This window comes from Herbaspirillum sp. Her2, from assembly GCF_057961375.1.
In genome coordinates, this window is sequence record NZ_CM176331.1 from 1,312,254 (window position 1) to 1,331,568 (window position 19,315).

Annotated in this window: 13 protein-coding genes; 8 read left to right on the forward strand and 5 right to left on the reverse strand. The window is 64.5% G+C overall.

The genetic code is table 11. The features are described 5' to 3' along the window. Positions 1-54 precede the first annotated feature (54 nt). Positions 55-1,159, reverse strand: a protein-coding gene (prfB, locus tag ACWHXP_RS06005) for a peptide chain release factor 2 (protein WP_121041699.1) whose coding sequence is annotated in 2 segments (ribosomal slippage) — positions 55-1,077 and positions 1,079-1,159 — 1,104 coding nt in all. Because the reading frame shifts where the segments join, the coding sequence is not laid out codon by codon here. 177 nt (positions 1,160-1,336) lie between these two features. On the opposite strand from prfB, the gene ACWHXP_RS06010 reads away from it, so the two are divergent. After that, on the forward strand, positions 1,337-3,292 hold the full coding sequence (locus ACWHXP_RS06010) for a PhoX family protein (RefSeq protein ID WP_489634240.1): 1,956 nt from the start codon (positions 1,337-1,339) through the stop codon (positions 3,290-3,292). 382 nt (positions 3,293-3,674) lie between these two features. Next, entirely contained in the window at positions 3,675-4,283 is a 609-nt protein-coding gene (locus ACWHXP_RS06015; protein WP_489634239.1) for a hypothetical protein, read from the forward strand. On the opposite strand, the gene ACWHXP_RS06020 is transcribed toward ACWHXP_RS06015, so the two are convergent. From ACWHXP_RS06020 to ACWHXP_RS06035, 4 genes are all read right to left on the reverse strand, one after another. Further along, on the reverse strand, positions 4,225-5,910 hold the full coding sequence (locus ACWHXP_RS06020; protein ID WP_489634238.1) for a diguanylate cyclase domain-containing protein: 1,686 nt from the start codon (positions 5,908-5,910) through the stop codon (positions 4,225-4,227). The two genes, ACWHXP_RS06015 and ACWHXP_RS06020, sit on opposite strands and share 59 nt — an antisense overlap. Positions 5,911-6,134: 224 nt before the next feature. Then, positions 6,135-7,829, reverse strand: a complete 1,695-nt coding sequence (recJ, locus tag ACWHXP_RS06025; protein ID WP_121041691.1) for a single-stranded-DNA-specific exonuclease RecJ — start codon at positions 7,827-7,829, stop codon at positions 6,135-6,137. Further along, positions 7,826-8,857: a hypothetical protein gene (locus ACWHXP_RS06030; RefSeq protein WP_489634237.1), complete on the reverse strand. Its 1,032-nt coding sequence runs from the start codon at positions 8,855-8,857 to the stop codon at positions 7,826-7,828. Before ACWHXP_RS06030 ends, recJ begins: the two co-directional genes overlap by 4 nt. Positions 8,858-8,929: 72 nt before the next feature. Next, the gene (locus tag ACWHXP_RS06035; RefSeq protein WP_489634236.1) at positions 8,930-11,053 is read right to left on the reverse strand and encodes an ATP-dependent helicase; all 2,124 of its coding nucleotides are present in this window, start codon (positions 11,051-11,053) and stop codon (positions 8,930-8,932) included. Positions 11,054-11,382: 329 nt separating this feature from the next. On the opposite strand from ACWHXP_RS06035, the gene ACWHXP_RS06040 reads away from it, so the two are divergent. The 6 genes from ACWHXP_RS06040 to ACWHXP_RS06065 all read left to right on the forward strand — a co-directional run bounded on the left by ACWHXP_RS06040 (position 11,383) and on the right by ACWHXP_RS06065 (position 19,183). Next, positions 11,383-12,648: a lipoprotein-releasing ABC transporter permease subunit gene (locus ACWHXP_RS06040; RefSeq protein ID WP_134135884.1), complete on the forward strand. Its 1,266-nt coding sequence runs from the start codon at positions 11,383-11,385 to the stop codon at positions 12,646-12,648. After that, positions 12,641-13,357, forward strand: a complete 717-nt coding sequence (gene lolD, locus ACWHXP_RS06045) for a lipoprotein-releasing ABC transporter ATP-binding protein LolD (RefSeq protein ID WP_039785536.1) — start codon at positions 12,641-12,643, stop codon at positions 13,355-13,357. The genes ACWHXP_RS06040 and lolD overlap by 8 nt, the downstream gene beginning before the upstream one ends. 106 nt (positions 13,358-13,463) lie before the next feature. Continuing rightward, the gene (argE, locus tag ACWHXP_RS06050; RefSeq protein WP_489634235.1) at positions 13,464-14,636 is read left to right on the forward strand and encodes an acetylornithine deacetylase; all 1,173 of its coding nucleotides are present in this window, start codon (positions 13,464-13,466) and stop codon (positions 14,634-14,636) included. 315 nt (positions 14,637-14,951) lie between these two features. Next, positions 14,952-15,758, forward strand: a complete 807-nt coding sequence (locus ACWHXP_RS06055) for a TatD family hydrolase (RefSeq protein ID WP_034341257.1) — start codon at positions 14,952-14,954, stop codon at positions 15,756-15,758. After that, positions 15,758-18,247: a DNA internalization-related competence protein ComEC/Rec2 gene (locus ACWHXP_RS06060; RefSeq protein WP_489634234.1), complete on the forward strand. Its 2,490-nt coding sequence runs from the start codon at positions 15,758-15,760 to the stop codon at positions 18,245-18,247. The genes ACWHXP_RS06055 and ACWHXP_RS06060 overlap by 1 nt, the downstream gene beginning before the upstream one ends. Positions 18,248-18,364: 117 nt before the next feature. Next, on the forward strand, positions 18,365-19,183 hold the full coding sequence (locus ACWHXP_RS06065) for an alpha/beta fold hydrolase (RefSeq protein ID WP_286863835.1): 819 nt from the start codon (positions 18,365-18,367) through the stop codon (positions 19,181-19,183). Positions 19,184-19,315 lie beyond the last annotated feature (132 nt).

Below are 19,315 nucleotides of genomic sequence, written 5' to 3' on the forward strand. Positions count from 1 at the left end.
AACGGTCGGATCAGCCAGAGCAGGCCGCGCAGCAAGGCCGCGCGGCCACCGGGATCAGACGCCCTGTTTCAGCGAGGCCGCGATGAAATCGTCGATGTCGCCATCGAGGACGGCCTTGGTATTGCCGGTTTCGAAGTTGGTGCGCAGGTCCTTGATGCGGGACTGGTCCAGCACGTAGGAGCGGATCTGGTGGCCCCAGCCGACGTCGGTCTTGGAGTCTTCCAGCTTCTGCTGCTCGCTCATGCGCTTGCGCAGTTCCAGTTCGAACAGCTTGGCGCGCAGCATGTCCCAGGCCTCGGCCCGGTTGCGGTGCTGGCTGCGGTCGTTCTGGCATTGCACGACGATGCCCGTCGGGGCGTGCGTCAGGCGCACGGCGGAGTCGGTCTTGTTGATGTGCTGGCCACCCGCGCCGGAGGCACGGTAGGTGTCCACCCGCACATCAGCCGGGTTGATCTCGATCTCGAAGGATTCATCCACTTCGGGGTAGACGAACAGGCTCGAGAAGGACGTATGGCGGCCATTGGACGAGTCGAACGGCGACTTGCGCACCAGGCGGTGCACACCCGTTTCGGTGCGCAGGAAGCCATAGGCGTATTCGCCCTCGACCTTGATGGTGGCGGTCTTGATGCCGGCCACTTCACCGTCGGACTGTTCCAGGATTTCGGCCTTGAAGCCCTTGCGCTCGCAGTAGCGCAGGTATTGGCGCAGCAGCATGGAAGCCCAGTCCTGGGCTTCGGTACCGCCGGCACCGGCCTGGATGTCGATGAAGCAGTTGTTGGCGTCCATGGGGCCGCTGAACATGCGGCGGAATTCCATGTCTTCGACCAGCTTCTTCAGGGTCTCGGCATCGGCTTCGATGGCGACGATGGTGTCCTCGTCCTTTTCCTCGCGGGCCATCTCGAAGAGGTCGCGCGCATCCGCCAACTCGCTGTCGATCTTGATGAGGGTGTGGACGATCGCTTCCAGCGATTTCTTTTCCTTGCCGAGGTCCTGGGCCCGCTTCTGGTCGTTCCAGACGTTGGGGTCTTCCAGTTCGGCGTTGACTTGTTCGAGTTTCTCCGACTTCACATCGAAGTCAAAGATACCTCCGAAGCTCGGTGGCACGGGTGGCCAGATCATCGAGCAAGGATTGGAGGGAATTGAGGCGTTCTGCTTCCATGATGGTTTCTTTTGCGATCAAACCTCGAATTATACAAGAGGAGGAGGGCAGTTTCACCCCCGTCACGCGCCTGTCATTTTCCGCCGCTACCATCGGCGCGCTTGTTTGACTGACAAAATACTGACGGGTGCGTCCGCCGCTGCCCGACATCTGCTAGCCACTACCGGAGAATCCTCGATGAGACAGCCTGCCCCCACCGCCACTCCCGCCGTCGCCGACCAGCCGCAAGCCGGCCGCCGCAACCTGCTCAAGGCCCTGGGCGCTGCGCCCCTGCTGCCGCTGGCGGGCGGCCTGTCGGCCTCGGCCCTGCTGGCCGCCTGCGCCACCCCGGGTGCGGGCAAGCCCTTCGCCTCGGCGCGTTTCACCGGCATGCCGGCCCCGACCCTGGACAACCCGGCCGCCATGGCCGCCACCACCGTCGGCTCGGCCCTGGAAGTGACTTTTGCAGATGGCAGCAAGCAGAGCTACAAGCTGGCCTATCAGCCTTTCTTCATGACCGGCGACATGGTCCCGAACGGCAAGGGCGGCAGCATCCTCGCCGGCGGCTACCTGGACATCAACAACCAGCCCATCATCGACCGCTCGGTTGCGGGCCGGGAGCGCCAGTTCTATTCCGACTGCCCGGACGGCTCTTCGCTGCTGACCGTGGCCGGTGCCAAGGTGCCGGGCGTGAAGGGCAATGCGGTATTTGCCGTGGTGCAATTCGAATACACCACGCGCGACCAGAAGCAGGCGGCCATGTACGGCCAGCTGCCGTCGCCCATCGCCGTGCTGACCCTGGACCAGGATCCTTCGTCGGGCAAGCTCTCGCTGGTGCAGTACCACAATGTTGATACCTCCCAGGTCAACGGCCTGTGGATCACTTGCGGTGCCAGCCTGTCGCCCTGGAATACGCACCTGTCGTCGGAAGAATATGAACCGGACGCCTCTGCCATCGCCTCCAATCCGCAATTCAAGGCCTTCAGCAAGAACCTGTATGGCGACGAGAACCGCGCCAATCCCTATCACTACGGCCACCTGCCGGAAGTGACCGTCAACCCGGACGGCACCGGTTCCATCAAGAAGCACTATTGCCTGGGCCGCATCTCGCACGAGCTGGTACAGGTCATGCCGGACCAGCGTACCGTGCTGATGGGCGACGATGCCACCAACGGCGGCCTGTTCATGTTCATCGCCGACCGCGCCGCTGACCTGTCCGCGGGCACGCTCTATGTGGCGCGCTGGGAGCAGGTCTCGGGCGTTGGTCCGGGGGCCGGCAAGCTGTCCTGGGTACGCCTGGGCAGCGCCACCAGTGCCGAAATCAAGGCCATGGCGGACCGCTACAAGTCCTCCGACATCATGGACATCCGCACTACCGATCCGGCTGACGGTTCCTTCTCCAAGATCCCGTTCAACGGCAAGTTCAACTGGGTGCGCGTCAAGCCCGGCATGCAGAAGGCCGCCGCCTTCCTGGAAACCCACCGCTACGCGGCACTGGCCGGTGGCAGCCTGGGCTTCACCAAGATGGAAGGCACCACCGTCAATGCTCGCGACAAGATCGCCTATTCGGCCATGTCCTATGTGCAGACCTCGATGCTCAACGGCTCCGGCCACATCAAGGTCGAAGGCCCCAAGGCTGGCGCCGTGTATGCCCTGAACCTGCGCGGTGGCCAGCGCGATGCCGGTGGCAATGCCATCGACAGTGAATGGGTGGCCATCGACATGGCCCCGCCGGCCGCCCTGGTGGGCGTGGACCTGAAGACCCCGGATGCCTTGGGCAACCTGGCCGACCAGGAACACATCGCCAATCCGGACAACATCAAGTTCTCCGAAAAGCTGCGCACCTTGTTCATCGGTGAAGACAGCGGCATGCACGTCAACAACTTCCTGTGGGCCTACAACGTCGATACCAAGGCGCTCACCCGCGTGCTGTCCTGCCCGGCGGGCGCTGAATCGACCGGCCTGCATGCGGTGGACGAGATCAACGGCTGGACCTACGTGATGAGCAACTTCCAGCACGCCGGCGATTGGGAGAAAGGCTTGCACGACAAGGTCAAGGACACCCTCGATCCTCTCGTGCGCGCCAACTTCAAGGACCGCTTCGGTGCCACGGTAGGCTACCTGACCGGTTTGCCGCAGACCGGCAAGGCCTGAGGTGAAGTAAAAGGCTTCAGTCTGAAGGGGGCGGACGGAACGCATTCTGCTAGGATCAGTCTTAGGGCCTGTTCACACTTAATCTGCGAGATGCGTTGCCCCCAGAAGGCGGGGTGGCAAGGCGCGCGTCAGGGCTGGTGGTGGTGCCACCAGCCCTGACGTGCAACGCGGCCAGCGCGCCTTCTGGGGGGCAACCCTCCGGGAGAGGTCGCAGATTAAGTGTGAACAGGCCCTTCGCTCGTTTCGTCCCGCCCGCCGATGACCAGAAAGCTGTTCTCCCTTCTGCCTCTGTCCTTGCTGTGCGCCACCCTGTTGGGCGGCTGCGCCTCGCCCCCCCGCGCCGCATGGTGAAGTCAAGGGCGCCGAGGCCAGTTCACGCGAGATGGGACAATCCGACAGCAACCGTGTGGCCACCCTGGCCATGCGCGCCAATCTCGATAGCCTGTACCTGCTGATGTCCAAGCTGTATCGGCGCAATCCGGCCGAGTGGAAGAAAACCGCTGGCAGCCGCGACGAGGCCGAGAAAAAGGTCAAACAAGCCATCGAGCAGCGCCAGGCCTGGCCCGAATTGCAGGGCAAGCGCGACATCCAGGCCATGACGCTGGCTTTGTCACCGGAGTTCAAGGGGGATCGGGTCGCGGCTTTCATCGATGCCACTGCCGACATGATCATCGTCGCGCATGGCAACAAGATCGAATTCTTCCTGGTCGACGGGCTCGACGCCCAGCATCTCTACAATGCCGCGCGCAATGTGGAAATCGCCGCCTGGATTCTCTCCAGCCGCAGGAACGCCACCGGTGCGCCGCTGCTGCTGTCCGACGAGATCGGCAGCGAGGCACGCAACCTGAGTTTTGAACGGGAATTCGGCAAGATCGTCGGCCGTCTCGACCTGATGGCCGAATTCATGACCGAGCGCTATCGCCGCGCCGGCATCAGCTATGTGCAGAACCTGCTGGGCGGGTCATTCCTGCAGTTCCTCCCGGTGCGCTGAGTTCTCCTGGCACTCCCGGCCAAGCCGGTGCAATCACGTAGCAACCGCGGCCATTGCCCTTGGCGGCATACATGGCCTTGTCAGCGGCCTGCAGCAGGCTGTCGGCGTCACAGCTGCCATCACACACGGCGATGCCCACTGATACGCCCAGCTGGTACTCGCCCTGCGCCAGGTGCAGTGGTTCGGAGACCACCCGGATGCATTTTTCGGCCAGTACCTGCGCGCCGTTTTCATAGGGCTGGCCGAGGTCGGTGATGAGCAGCACGAATTCATCCCCGCCCACACGCGCCAGCGTGTCGCCGTGGCGGGCCACCTGGCGCAGCCGCCGCGTGACTTCCTGCAGCACCTGGTCACCGGCCTTGTGGCCGAGGGTATCGTTGATCGGCTTGAAGCCATCCAGGTCGAGGAACAGCAGCGCCACCCCATTGCGTTCGCGGCAGGCGTGAGTGAGTGCGGCTTCCATGCGTTCGGCCAGCATCATGCGGTTGGGCAGGCCGGTGAGTACATCGTGATGCGCCTGGTGCTGCAATTCCGCTTGGTGCAGCTTGAGGCGCGACAGCAAGCCGTTGAAGGCCATGGTCAGGTGGCCGACTTCATCGCGCCGTTCCACTGGCAGCGGCGACAAGGGCAGTTCGCCGCGCGTCATGCGGTCAGCCAGCGCGGCGGCGCGGCGCAGGGGACGGAAGAACCACAAGTAGGCCAGCGTCACCAGCAGGATCACCATCGCTCCCTGGATCAGCCCGCCGCGTCCGATCAGCGCGCGTGTACGCTCCACCGTCGGCAGGGCGTCGGCCAGCGGCAGCGTCACGGCCACCAGCCAGCTGGTACCGGGGATCGACGCGAAAGCCTTGATTTCATTGATGCCATTGGCGGCCAGGCCGACGCCATTGCCGCGGAAACCCTGTTGCAGGGCACGGTCCATCAGCAGGTCCTTGCCGACCGGGGGCAACTGGCTGTAGACCAGGGCTTCGTCACTGGAGGCGATGATCAAGCGCTGGCTCGGTGAAATCAGCAGGAAGCTGCCGGTCGGCCCCAGCCGGGCCCGTTGCAGATGGTCAAGGAAGCCCGGGGCATTGAGTTCGGTGCTCCCCCCCAGTACGCCGACGATCTGGCCCTGGGCATTGCGCAGCGGGGTGAGCATGGCGATGATGGGTTTGCCGCTGGCCGGGCTGACCAGGGGCGGGCAGATTACGGTCGCCCCTTGCAGCACCCTTTCGAAATCAGTGTACTGGGTCAGGGAGAGGGCGCGGCGCCCATTGAGCGTGGGGTAGTCGACCACGATGAGCCCATTGGCATCGGCCACGAACAGGCCCTGGGCAAACAGCGGCTGCAGCTCCTGGTGGTCCTGCAGCCAGGCGCGGATGGCGGTACGGTCGCCCAGCATCGGCGAGGGCATGTGCTGCGCCAGGCGCTCCAGATAGCGCGCACGTTCCTGCACGCGGTAGCCGATGTCTTCGGCCAGATAGCTGGCGATGGTGCTTTGCTGGTCGGCGGCGACCTGGGCCTGCTCCTTTTCGAGAAAGCCGATCAGGATGTGATAGCGCAGGAGCGCGCTGCCCACGATCAGCAGGAGGCCGAAGAGGACGAGACGAGTCACCAGGCTGCAATGGATGCGCTTGAGCTTCATTCAGGGGTTTGCTGTTGTTGTTATTCCTCGGAGCGCCCGTGTTGTCCACTTCCCTCAAATCGATTCGGAAGTCGCTCCAAGCCAACATTGTGCCACTGCAACGTTGCGATTGTTGGCTTTTTTTACGCTTGTTTCCATGCCGCAATCCTTGTCTGGCGCGGGTTCGCGGCCAGACAAGGGTGTGATGATCCGTCAGTTTTCCAGCAGGAAGCGGCTGTGTCCGATCAGGCCGGCTCAGCGTGCTCCACCATCAGCTGCACCGTGGTTTTGCCGTTGTACTCATTGGCATCGAGCCGGAAGGCAACCTGGGCGTGATCGGGCAGGGCATCGGTATGGCCGAACCAGATGGCATCGTACTTGCGGCCCCCCTTTTCCAGCTGCAGCTTGAGGTGCTTTTCCTTCAGGATGCGCTGGCTGAGTACGCGGAAATGGTCGCAGAACACCGGCGGGGCGAAGCCCTGGCCCCAGACCTGCTGATCCATCAGGGTGATGAATTCGACCGAGTAATAGCTGTCCTCCAGTTCACCATCAGTCTCGATGACACGTTCCAGCTGGTTCTGCGTGAGCCAGTCGCGGCCGACCGCCTCAAAGGCCTGGGAGAAGGCATCGAAGGCGTCGGCATGGATGGTCAATCCGGCCGCCATGGCGTGGCCGCCGAACTTGGTCATCACCGAAGGCGCGTGCTTGGATACCAGGTCCAGCGCGTCGCGCAGGTGGAAGCCGGCAATCGAGCGGCCCGAGCCCTTGATGAAACCTTCATCGCCGGGCGCGAAGGTGATCGTGGGGCGGTAGAACTTGTCTTTCAGGCGCGAGGCCACGATGCCGATCACGCCTTGGTGCCAGGAGGGATCAAAGATGGCGATGGTACGGCGGTCGGCCGGATTGAAATCGTCCAGCAGCAGCAGGGCGGTGTCCTGCATGCCGGCCTCGATGTCGCGCCGTTCGCGGTTAATGGCATCGAGTTGCTGGGCGATGGCCCAGGCCCGGCCTTCGTCATCGGTAGTGAGGCATTCGATGCCCAGCGACATGTCGGCCAGGCGGCCGGCTGCGTTCAGGCGCGGGCCCACGGCAAAGCCGAGGTCGAACGGGGTGGCGCGGCGGGCTTCACGGCCGGCGGCGCGGAACAGGGCGGCGATGCCGGGATGCATCTTGCCGCTGCGCATGCGCTTCAAGCCTTGGGCCACCAGGATGCGGTTGTTGGCATCGAGCTTGACCACGTCGGCCACCGTGCCCAAGGCCACCAGGTCCAGCAGGCTGTCCAGGCGCGGCTGGGTCTGGGCATCGAACAGGCCGCGCTTGCGCATCTCGGCGCGCAAGGCCAGCAGCACGTAGAACATCACCCCCACGCCCGCCAGGTTCTTGCTGGGGAAGCCGCACTGCGGCTGGTTGGGGTTGACGATCACGCGTGCGTCCGGCAGGGCGTCGCCCGGCAGGTGGTGGTCGGTCACGACGACGTCGATGCCGCGCCGCTTGGCTTCGGCCACGCCGTCGATGCTGGCGATGCCGTTGTCGACGGTGACGATGATGTCGGGATTCTTCTCGCGCACGGTCAGTTCGACGATCTCGGGTGTGAGGCCATAACCGTATTCGAAGCGGTTGGGCACGATGTAGTCCACCTGCGCGCCCAGCAGGCGCAGGCCGCGCAGGCCGACGGCACAGGCGGTAGCACCGTCGCAGTCGTAGTCGGCGACGATGACCAGCTTCTTGCGCTCGGCGATGGCGTCGGCCAGGTAAATGGCGGCCGCCTCGATATGCAGCAAGCCGGAAGGCGCAATCAGGGCATTGAGCTCGCTGGCCAGTTCGCGCGCAGTGGACAGCCCGCGCGCCGCGTAGACCCGCGCCAGCACCGGATGCACGCCTTCGGCGATCAGTTGCTCGGCTTGGGAGATGTCATAGGAACGGGTGGTGACGCGAATCATGCCGACAGCCCCGCCAGTGAAGCTTTACGCCAGAACCGGCGCAGTGCGCCGCGCGTGACCGCCACTTCCTGGCTGCGGTCAGCGCCGGTCAGGATCAGGTTCAGCGATTCCAGGCTGCCGGCCTTGAGCGACACCAGCAAGGGCGCCAGCCAGTCGCGGTCCAGGTGTTCCAGATGCTGCAGCCACAGGCCCCATTCCTCGGCCAGTGCCGCTTCGGCCAGCGCATCCAGTACCAGCAGGCGATGGCCACTGCCTTGGGCCACTTGGGCCGCACCACCGTCGGCGCGCTCTTCGCCGAAGGCGCGCAGCCAGCCGCGCAGGCCGAAGCGGGCGGCGTAAGTGGCGTCGGCGCGTACGCCAGCATCGGCTCCACCCCAGATCCAGATCGAATTGATGGCCTTCTGGCCGCGCATTTCGCGCTGTTCATTGAGCGACTCGGCAAACCACTGCATCTGCACTTCGTTCTGCAGCTTGCGCCAGGTCAGTTCGCCCGGTCCTTCCGGCATCCAGATGTCGACGTTGCGCCCGCTCGCGGCCGAGGGCGTGGAGGTGCGCAGCCCGGCCCAGGCGTCGGCCCGGATGAACCAGGTGCGGGCATCGCCATAGACCAGCTCATGGCCGATCTCGGTGAACAGGGGCAGGGCGGCGGCAAACAGGCGGCGCGATTCGTCCTCTTCCAACTGCAGCTGGCCGATGTCGGTCAGCACCAGGTGGTCACGCGCCACGTGGATGTGGGCCGGATGCAGCACGAACCAGTGACCGGCCGCAGGCGTGTGACCCAGGCGCTGCATCAGCGCGCTGGCGGCGGCGGGGCTGGAATCCTGGGGCGCGGGCGGCAGGCCGAAGCGCCGGGCCAGCCAGTGCTCATGCGGCAGGGCGCGCGAAAACGGGTCATGCGCCAGGCGTGGCGCAGCCTTGCCACGGCCCAGCAGCATGGCCAGGGCCGGTGCCTGGCTCTGCCGCAACAGGTCGCGCGCCAGTTCAGCCGGGGGCAGGGCAAAGGGAATGAGGATGTCGAGTTGATTCATGGGGCGCTATTTTAGCGGCTGGCGCGCCGCTTGGCCCCGGTTGCCTGAACAAGGCTTCACTTCAAAGCGGGGTCAGCCATTGTTCCAGGCCTTTTTTGCACGCTGGCGCACCAGCATGCGCACGCTGTCGGGCATGGGCGTGCGCGCGCCATTGGTCTCGGCCGAGAGCCACAGGCTGTCTTCGAAGAAGGGCAGCATGCGCGGCGTGATGAAGCGGCTGCGGATGCCGTTGACGTGGCGGTCGCCCTGCGCGGTCTGCTGGGTGATGTAGAAACGCTGCGGCACCACCAGGTGCAGATACTCCTTCGCACGCGTCATGGCCACGTACAGCAGGCGCCGCTCCTCGGCGATCTCGGCCTCGCTGCCGGTGGCCAGGTCCGACGGGATGCAGCCATCGACCACATTGAGCACGTGGACCGAGCGCCATTCCTGGCCCTTGGCGGAGTGGATGGTGGAGAGCGTCAGGTAATCCTCGTCGCGGTAGGGCGGAGCGGAGAAGTCGCTGCTGGCTTCGGGCGGATCCAGCGTCAGTTCGGTCAGGAATTTCTCGCGCGAGGCATAGCCATTGGCCAGCGCGGTCAGTTGCTCGATGTCGGCAGCGCGGGCGTCGGCGTCTTCATAGCGCTGCTCCAGGTGCGGCAGATACCAGTCGCGCGCGGCCTGGATGTCGGTCGGCCAGCTGGCACTGGCGCGGCGCATCAGGTCGTAGGTGTCGGCAAAGTCCTGCCATTGCAGGGCGATACTGGCGGGTGCGCCGAAGTTCAGCAGCGCATCGGCCGGGTCGCTGGCGGCGGCCATGAGGTCCAGTACCTTCCTGGCCGTAGCGGGACCGACCCCGGGAATCAGTTGCAGCGCCCGGAAGCCCGCCATGCGCCCGCTGGGATTGTGCGCCAGGCGCAGCAGCGAGAGCAGGTCCTTGATGTGGGTGCTTTCCAGGAATTTGAGTCCGCCGAACTTCACGAAGGGGATGTTGCGCCGGACCAGCTCCAGTTCCAACGCCGCGCTGTGGGTGGCGGTACGAAACAGCACCGCCTGGGATTTCAGGGTGAGCCCTTCTTCACGATGCGCCAGGATGCGGTTGGCGACCCAGCGCGCCTGTTCGGCCTCATCCGGGATGACCACCAGTTGCGGCTTCTGTGAGGACGGCTTGTCGCTCCAGAGCTGCTTGACGTGCCGTTCCGGCGCATCGGCGATGACGGCGTTGGAGGCCTGCAGGATGGGCTGCGTGGAGCGGTAATTCTGTTCCAGCGTCAACAGCCGCGCCGGCTGGGTGAACAGCTCGGGAAAATCGAGGATGTTGCGCACCGTCGCGCCCCGGAAGGAATAGATGGACTGGGCATCGTCACCCACGGCGGTCACGCCGGCGCCATCGGGCTTCATTCGTTGCAGGATCTCGGCTTGCAGGCGGTTGGTGTCCTGGTATTCATCCACCAGCACATGATCGAAGCGCGCCCCGACCGATTGCGCAATCTCGTGGTCGGATAGCATGTCGGCCCAGAACAGCAGCAGGTCGTCGTAATCGAGCACGTGCTGTGCTTCCTTGGCCTCGACATAACGGGTAAAAAGTTCGCCCAGCAGCCTCTCCCATTCCCGGCACCAGGGGAATTGTGTCTGCAGCACGGTGCCCAGGTCTTGCCGGGTATTGACCGCACGTGAATAAATCGACAGGCAAGTGCCCTTCAGCGGAAAACGCTTGTCGGTAGAGGACAGCCCCATCTCGTGGCGCAGCAGTCCGATCAGGTCTTCGGAATCGCCGCGATCCTGGATGGTGAAGTCTTCTTCCAGGCCGATGACGGCCGCGTACTCGCGCAACAGCCGCGCGCCGATGGCGTGGAAGGTGCCTGACCAGGGCAGTTGCGGCGGGCTGTCGGTGGCCGCCAGCCCCAGCACCTGGCGGATCACCTGGCCCACGCGCCGGCCCATGTCGGCCGCCGCCCGGCGCGAGAAGGTCAGCAGCAGGATGCGTTGCGGGTCGGCCCCGTCGAGGATCAGCCTGGCCACCCGGTGCGCCAGGGTATTGGTCTTGCCCGAACCGGCACCGGCCACGATGAGCAGCGGCGGCTGCTGTGCTGCTGGCAAGGCGCTGCCATGCTCGACCGCCTCGCGCTGCTGTGCGTTCAGGCGCGCAAACGGGTCGCGCTCGCCGGTGGGCGGGCTGCTGGTGTCGGGGACGTCCTGGGCGAGTTCGGGTGGCATGGTGCGGGGAAATTCATATCGGCGATGGCTGGGCAAGGAGGTACTGTATATATAACCAGTCCCGGATGCAACATCAGGCACATCCACTATATGAAACATCTTGGCGCGAACCTCTGCGGTAGAAGTGAATCTACAGGCTTCACGGCAGACGACCGACGGGTCCGGCGCGAGTATGGAGCAGACGGCCAGGGATGGGCCATGACTGCAAACTGTGGCAAACTTCGCGCTTTGTCTTCGCCCGTGTTGGCGTGCGGCCAGAGGATTGCGTCCCGGAACCGGGAGGCGAGGCCACTGGCAGCACATTGTGCAGGCCCTCTCCCGGAGCAATTTTGAGTCTGATTAAAAACCTGCCGTTCGAATGGCTGGTCGGCATCCGCTACACGCGGGCCGGCAAGCGCAGCGGCCGCAACAGTTTCATTTCCTTCATTTCCCTCATTTCCATGGCCGGCATCGCGCTGGGCGTGGCTGCCCTGATCGTGGTGCTGTCGGTCATGAATGGTTTCCAGAAGGAAGTGCGTGACCGCATGCTTTCCGTGCTGGCCCACATCGAAGTCTTCGATGCCTCCGGCTCCATGAAGGACTGGCAGGCGGTGGCCAAGCAGACCTTCCAGAACCCCGAGGTGCTGGGCGCTGCGCCCTATGTATCAGGCCAGGCCATGATGACGCGTGACGACAACCTGCGCGGAGTGCTGGTGCGCGGCGTGCTGCCCGAGGAAGAGCCCAAGGTCTCGGACGTGGCCAAGCAGGTCAAGCAGGGCAGTTTCGATTCTCTGAAACCCGGCGAATTCAACATCGTGATCGGCGGTGAGCTGGCGCGCGGCATGCGCGTGGGCCTGGGCGACAAGGTCACGGTGATCGTGCCGCAAGGGCAGGTGACCCCGGCCGGGGTCTTGCCGCGCCTGAAGCAATTCACGGTGACCGGGATCTTCGAGGCCGGCCATTATGAATTCGATTCGTCGCTGGCCTTCATCCAGCTGCAGGATGCCGAAACCCTGTTCCGTATGGATGCCCCCACCGGCGTGCGCCTGCGCATCCGCGACATGCTGCAGGCCCCGGAAGTGACCCAGCAGCTGGCGCGCACCCTGAGCGGCGACCTGTACCTGCGCGACTGGTCGCAGCAGAACAGCAACTGGTTCGCGGCCGTCAAGACTGAAAAGCGCATGATGTTCATCATCCTCGCGTTGATCATCGCCGTGGCGGCCTTCAATCTGGTGTCCACGCTGGTGATGACGGTCACCGACAAGCAGGCTGACATCGCCATCCTGCGCACGCTGGGGGCCTCTCCCGCCTCCATCATGAAGATTTTTGTGATTCAGGGGGCCCTGGTGGGCCTGGTCGGTACGGCCATCGGCGTCGGCCTGGGAGTGGTGGTGGCACTCAATATCGACGTGCTGGTACCGGCCATCGAGCGGGCTTTCCACGTGCAGTTCCTGCCCAAGAGCATTTACGTGATTTCTGAATTGCCATCCGAACTGATCTGGTCGGACGTCTATACCATCGGCGGTCTGGCCGTGGTGCTGGCCTTCCTGGCTACCTTGTATCCGAGCTGGGCAGCGGCCCGTGTCAAACCGGCGGAGGCGCTGCGCTATGAATAACAACGATCCGATCAAGAATCGCCAGGCCGTGCTGTCGTCGCGCGGCCTGGGCAAGACCTTCACTCAGGGCAAGTATTCGGTGAAGGTATTGGGCAATGTCGATATCGACGTCTACCATGGTGAACAAGTCGCCATCGTCGGTGCCTCGGGCTCCGGCAAGTCGACTTTGCTGCACCTGCTGGGCGGGCTCGATACGCCCAGCACCGGCACCGTCAGCCTGTTGGGCAAGGATTTCGCCAGCCTGGGCGAGAGCGAGCGCGGCACGCTGCGCAACCAGTCGCTGGGCTTTGTCTACCAGTTCCACCATCTGCTGCCGGAATTCTCGGCGCTGGACAACGTGGCCATGCCGCTGATGATTCGCCGCGTCAAGCGGGCCGAGGCGCAGGAGCAGGCGCGCGAGATGCTGGAGAAGGTCGGCCTGGCGCAGCGCGTGACGCACGTGCCGGGCGAGCTTTCCGGGGGCGAGCGCCAGCGGGTGGCCCTGGCGCGCGCGCTGGTGACGCGTCCGGCCTGCGTGCTGGCCGATGAGCCGACCGGCAATCTCGACCGCAGCACGGCCGATCGCACCTTCGAACTGATGATCGAACTCTCGCGCACGCTGGGCACGGCCTTCGTGATCGTGACCCACGACATCGAACTGGCAGGCCGCTGCGCGCGCGTATTGCGCTTGTCCGACCAGGGCCTGAAAGTGGCCGGTCAGCAGCCTTGATGCATTCCGGGTAAGCTATCGCCTTTGACGCCGCCGTCTTGATACAAGACGGCGGTGTGCTTTTGAAGACACGAATACCTGTACAGACGGAAACTGGAGCAAGACAATGAACACCCGCCAATGGCTAGAGACCCTGGTCGCCTTCGATACCACCAGCCGCAACTCCAACCTGGAACTGATCACCACCGTGCGTGACAGCCTGGAAAAGCAAGGCATCTCCTCCTGGCTGGCGCACAACAAGGAGCAGACCAAGGCCAACCTGTTCGCCACCTTGCCCGCTACCGCCGGCGCCAATGCCGGCAGCACTGAAGGCGGCATCGTGCTCTCCGGCCATACCGACGTGGTGCCGGTGGATGGCCAGAAATGGGATACCGATCCCTTCAAGTTGACCGAGAAGGATGGCAGCCTGTTCGGCCGCGGCACTTGCGACATGAAGGGTTTCATCGCGACCTCGCTGGCGCTGGTGCCGGAATTCCTGGCCATGCCGCGTGTAAAGCCGATTCACCTGGCGTTTTCCTATGATGAAGAAATCGGCTGCATTGGCGCGCCCGTGATGCTGGAAGAAATCGTCAAGCGCGGCATCAAGGTCGATGGCTGCGTGGTGGGTGAGCCCACCAGCATGAACGTGGTGGTGGCGCACAAGGGCATCAACGTGTTTGCCTGCAAGGTGCACGGCAAGTCCGCGCACTCGTCGCTGACCCCGCAGGGCTGCAACGCCATCGAGCACGCCGCACGCCTGATCTGTGCCATCCGCGATTTCGCCGATGGCTACAAGGCCAATGGCCCGTATGACCAATTCTTCGATGTGCCCTTCAGCACCATGACCACCAATCAGATCCGTGGCGGCATCGCGGTCAACACCATTCCCGAGCTGTGTGAATTTACTTACGAATTCCGCAACCTGCCCGGCATGAGAGTGGCCGACATCCAGGCGCAGATCGACAAGTATATCGCCGAGGTGCTGCTGCCCAAGATGCGCAGCGAATTCCCGGAAGCCCGCGTGGAGATCGACAACTTCGCCGGCAGCCCGGCGCTGGAAGCGGTCGAGCAGGCGGCCATCACCGAGCTGGTGCGCGCACTGACGGGGGATCGCGAAACCCGCAAGGTGGCCTATGGCACCGAAGCAGGCCTGTTCCAGCAGATCGGCATCCCGACCATCGTCTGCGGTCCTGGCGACATCGGCAATGCCCACAAGCCCAACGAGTTCGTGACACTGTCGCAGATGGAGCGCTGCGAGCAGTTCCTGCGCAAGCTGGGCAAGTCGCTGCAGCCGGCCTGATCAAGCCTGATCGGTGCGGCCGGGTAGCGTGCTAGACGAAGGACGCGAGCGATCGCGTCCTTTTTTCATGTCCGCGCGTGAAGGATCTGGTATTTCTTTACCATTGTTAATTACTGCAAGAGGGCGTTAGACGGTAAACTGCGCGGGTTGAAGCCGGTTCAAACCGGCTATGCTGTTCAAACAACAAGACGCTTCGGGGGAAGCGAGCCGCATCAGCAGCCTGGCTGAATCATGCGATCGCGGCCCCTGCGGCGGGTGTCGTTATCCGGAACCGCTGCCCTGAGGCCGGTCTTCCGATTTTCGCCAAGCCAGCACATGTGGGTCGATACGCACTGCCATCTCGACGCCGGGGAATTCGGCGAACGTTCCGCTGCCGTGGCCGCCGAGGCTGCGCAGGCCGGCGTGCGCGCCATCGTCATTCCCGCCATCGCCAAAGTGAACTTCAAGGAAGTCGGACGGCTTGCGCGCGAAGTCGGCAATGCCGTCTATGCGCTGGGCATTCATCCGCTTTACGTCCCCACTGCCAAGGAATCCGATCTGGAGATCTTGCGTACGGCCATCGGCGAGGCGCTGGACGATCCGTTGTTCGTGGGGATCGGTGAGATCGGGCTGGATTTCTTCGTGCCGGCCCTGAAAGAAGCGCCGCTGCGCGAGAAGCAGGAATTCTTCTTTGCCGAGCAGCTCAAGCTGGCACGCGACTTCGACCTGCCGGTGCTGCTGCATGTGCGGCGTTCGCAGGACATCATCCTCAAATACCTGCGCCGCATCCGCGTGCCGGGTGGCATCGCCCATGCCTTCAATGGCAGCGACCAGCAGGCCCGGACCTTCGTTGAGCTGGGGCTGCACCTGGGATTTGGCGGCGCCATGACTTTCCCGCGTTCGCTGCAGATCCGCCGGCTGGCGACCGAATTGCCCTTGTCCTCGATCGTGCTGGAAACCGACGCGCCGGATATTTCACCGGCCTGGCGGCATCCCGGCATCAACACCCCGGACCAGATCCCGCGCATCGGTGAAGTCCTGGCCGAGCTGCGCCAGCTGCCGCTGCAGGAGATCGCCGCCGCCACCACCGCCAATGCCCGGGCCGCGTTGCCGCGCCTGGCGCATGCAGGATTGCCGCTCTGATGCGCGCGCTGATCATCGGGTTTGCCATCGGCGTGGGATTGCTGCAGGTGCAGGGCCAGTTGCCGGGCACCGAATGGTATGCGGTCGGGCTGGTGCTGGCGCTCTTGCTGGGTTTGACGGCCTGGAAGTTCTGGCAGCCCTGGCTGCGGGTGCCCCTGTTGCTGACCTGTGGTGCCTGGCTGGGCTTCCTGTGGGCGGCTTCCTTTGCCCTGTATTACCTCGATCAGGAGCTCCCCAAAGCCTGGGAAGGACGTGATATCACCGTCATCGGTACCGTCGCGGATTTGCCTGCGCATACCGAGCAGGGCGTGCGCTTCCGTTTCGATGTGGAGCAGGTGGTGGTACAGGGGGGCGTGAAGCCGCCGGTGCCGCCCCGGCTGGCGCTGTCCTGGTACGGCAACCAGCGCTACCAGCAGCCCTCCGAGGATGGCGAGCAGGCCGCGCCGCCCAGGATGGCCGTGCCCGACCTGCGGCCGGGTGAGCGCTGGCGCTTGCAGCTGCGGCTCAAGCGTCCCCATGGCAATGCCAATCCGGATGGCTTCGACTACGAGCTGTGGCTGCTGCAGGACGATGTGCGAGCCACCGGCTACGTGGTGGGCCGTCCGGCGGCCTCGGGTGCTGCGCTGACGGCGCTCAATCGCCGTGTCGACGACTTCGTTTGGACGCCTTCCCATATGATCGACAGCGCCCGCGGCTGGCTGCGCGACCGCATCTACTCGGCGCTGCCCGGCGCCCCCTATGCCGGCGTGATCGCAGCGCTGGTCATGGGCGACCAGCGCGGCATCAACCAGGCGGACTGGACCGTGTTCAATCGCACCGGCATCGGCCATCTGATGGCCATCTCCGGCCTGCACATCACCATGCTGGCTGCCTTGTGTGGCGGTCTGGCAAGCTGGCTGTGGCGGCGCTCCTTCTTCACGGGGGCGCAATTGCCGCTGCGGCTGCCGGCCCAGAAGGTGGCGGTGATCGTCGGGATGGGGGCGGCGTTCATCTACGTGTTGCTGGCCGGGTTCGGGGTGCCGGCGCAGCGCACGCTGTACATGCTGATCGTGGTCGGGATCGCTTTCTGGCGCGGCCGCATCGTGCGCGTCTCGGTGGTGCAGTGCCTGGCCTTGGCACTGGTCTTGCTGCTGGATCCCTGGGCGGTGCTGTGGCCGGGCTTCTGGCTTTCCTTCGGTGCGGTGGCCTTGTTGCTGTATGGCTCGGTCGGGCGCATGCAGCCGCCGCAGGCCATGGCCGCTGCCGCTTCGCACAAGCACTGGTGGTCGGCGCTGCTGCAGCGGATCAAGCAAGCCGGTTATGCCCAATACGTCGTCACGCTGGGACTGGTGCCGCTGACGGTGCTCTTGTTCGGACAATATTCGCTGGTCAGCCCGATTGCCAATGCGGTGGCCATTCCGCTGGTCTCGCTGGTGATCACGCCGCTGGCGCTGCTGGGCAGCATCCTGCCGGCCGTGCTCGCGCAATTCGTGCTGCAGGTGCCGCATCAACTGCTGGTCTGGCTGGCCGAATTCCTGCAGGGGCTCAATGCCATGCCCTGGGCCGTGTGGCAAACGCCGCTGCCCAGCACCTGGATGTTTGCCCTGGCCCTGGGCGGAACCCTGCTGGTGCTGGCACCGCGCGGCTGGCCGGTGCGCTGGCTGGGCCTGTTCGGCTGGTTGCCTTTGCTGCTCAATGCCCCGGTAGCGCCGGCGGAAGGAAGCATGCGTGTGACTGCCTTCGACGTCGGGCAGGGGATGGCGGTGCTGGTGGAGACGCCGGGCCATCGCCTGCTCTACGACACAGGCCCGTATTACACGGCCGAGTCGGACGGGGCCACGCGGGTGATCCTGCCATACCTGCGTGCGCGCGGGATCGACCATCTGGATCGCGTGGTGATTTCACACAATGACAACGATCATTCCGGCGGGGCGGTATCGCTCTTCAGGCATTTGCCGGTTGACAGCGTCTATTCTTTGCTGTCGCCGGACAGCCCGATCCTGCGCGCCGCCCCCGAGCACACGCGCTGCCAGGCCGGACAAACCTGGAACTGGGATGGCATCGGCTTTACCGTGCTGCATCCGGATGCAGCCAGCTATGACAGCGACAAATGGCGGCCGAATGCCCGCAGTTGCGTGCTGAAGGTGCAGATCGGACGGCAATCGGTCCTGCTGGCCGGGGATATCGAGGCGGTGCAGGAAGATGAGCTGGTGAGCGGGCCGCTGGCCGATCGCTTGCCCTCCACGGTGCTGCTGGCTCCGCATCATGGCAGCGGTACTTCGTCCACCGAACCTTTCCTGCGCGCGGTGCGGCCGGAACTGGCGGTGTTCCAGGTCGGCTATCGCAACCGTTTCAATCATCCCAAGCCGGAAGTCTATGAACGTTATGGCCGACTCGGCATTCGCCGCCTACGCACTGACGAAACCGGCGCGCTGACCATGACCTTGGGCGACCAGTTGCAGGTGGAGCAATACCGCAAGCAGCACGCGCGTTACTGGTACGAGCAGTGATGCCCTTGGGCGGGGTCGGTCCTGCCTGATCCTTCATTTCGCGATGCGGGAAAATAGCACGCTCGCGGCGCTGGCCGTTTTGCTATGCTGCGGCCATTGCCCAGCCTGTGCCTTTCCATGAGCCATCCTATTCTTCATTTCGCCCACGCCAACAGCTATCCGGCGGGGACTTACGGCATGTTCTTCGAGCAGCTGCGCGCCCATTACGATGTGCGTGCCTTGCCGATCCACGCCCACAATCCGCGCTTCCCGGTCGATGACGGCTGGCGTACCCTGGCCCGCGAGCTGCGCGAGGAGCTGGAGCGCAGCTACACCGAACCGGTGATCCTGGTCGGCCATTCCATGGGCGGTATCCTGGCGCTGATGGCTGCGCGCAAGCGGCCTGCGCTGGTGCGCTGCGTGGTGCTGCTGGATTCGCCCATCGTGGCTGGCTGGCGTGCGCACCTGCTGCGTCTGGCTAAGATCCTCAAATACGAGAGCCGCCATTCGCCCTCGGTGGCCTCGGCGCGCCGCCGCGACAACTGGCCCGACATGGAAGCGGCTTATCAGCATTACGCGGCCAAGTCCCTGTTTGCTGCGTGGCCGCAGCAGGTGCTGCGCGACTACGTGCAGCATGGGCTGGTGCCCCAGCCGGGCGGGGGCGTCAGGCTGCGCTTCTCGCGCGAGACCGAAACGGCGGTCTACCGCACCATTCCGCATCACCTCGGGCGTCTGGCGCGCCAGACCTATCCGGTGCCGGTGGGCTTCGTCGGTGGCGTCGATTCGGTCGAGTGCCGCCTGGCCGGACTGGACGCCACGCGCCGGCTGGTCGGACCGAATTTCCTGCAGATCGCCGGAGGGCACCTGTTCCCGATGGAGTCGCCGGTGGAGGCGGCCCAAGCCACGCACGCCATGATCGGGCAGCTGTTGCAGGGCAGGGGGCTTGAAGTTGAATAGCGCGGAGATGAACCAATCTGCCGGGATGATGGTCAAGAAGCCATTCCCGGCGGCCGGGCATGTTTTCCTGCTGCAAGTTTGTCGATGGCGAGACACTAATCGCAAGCAGGCTTAAAAAACGAGCCGGTTTTG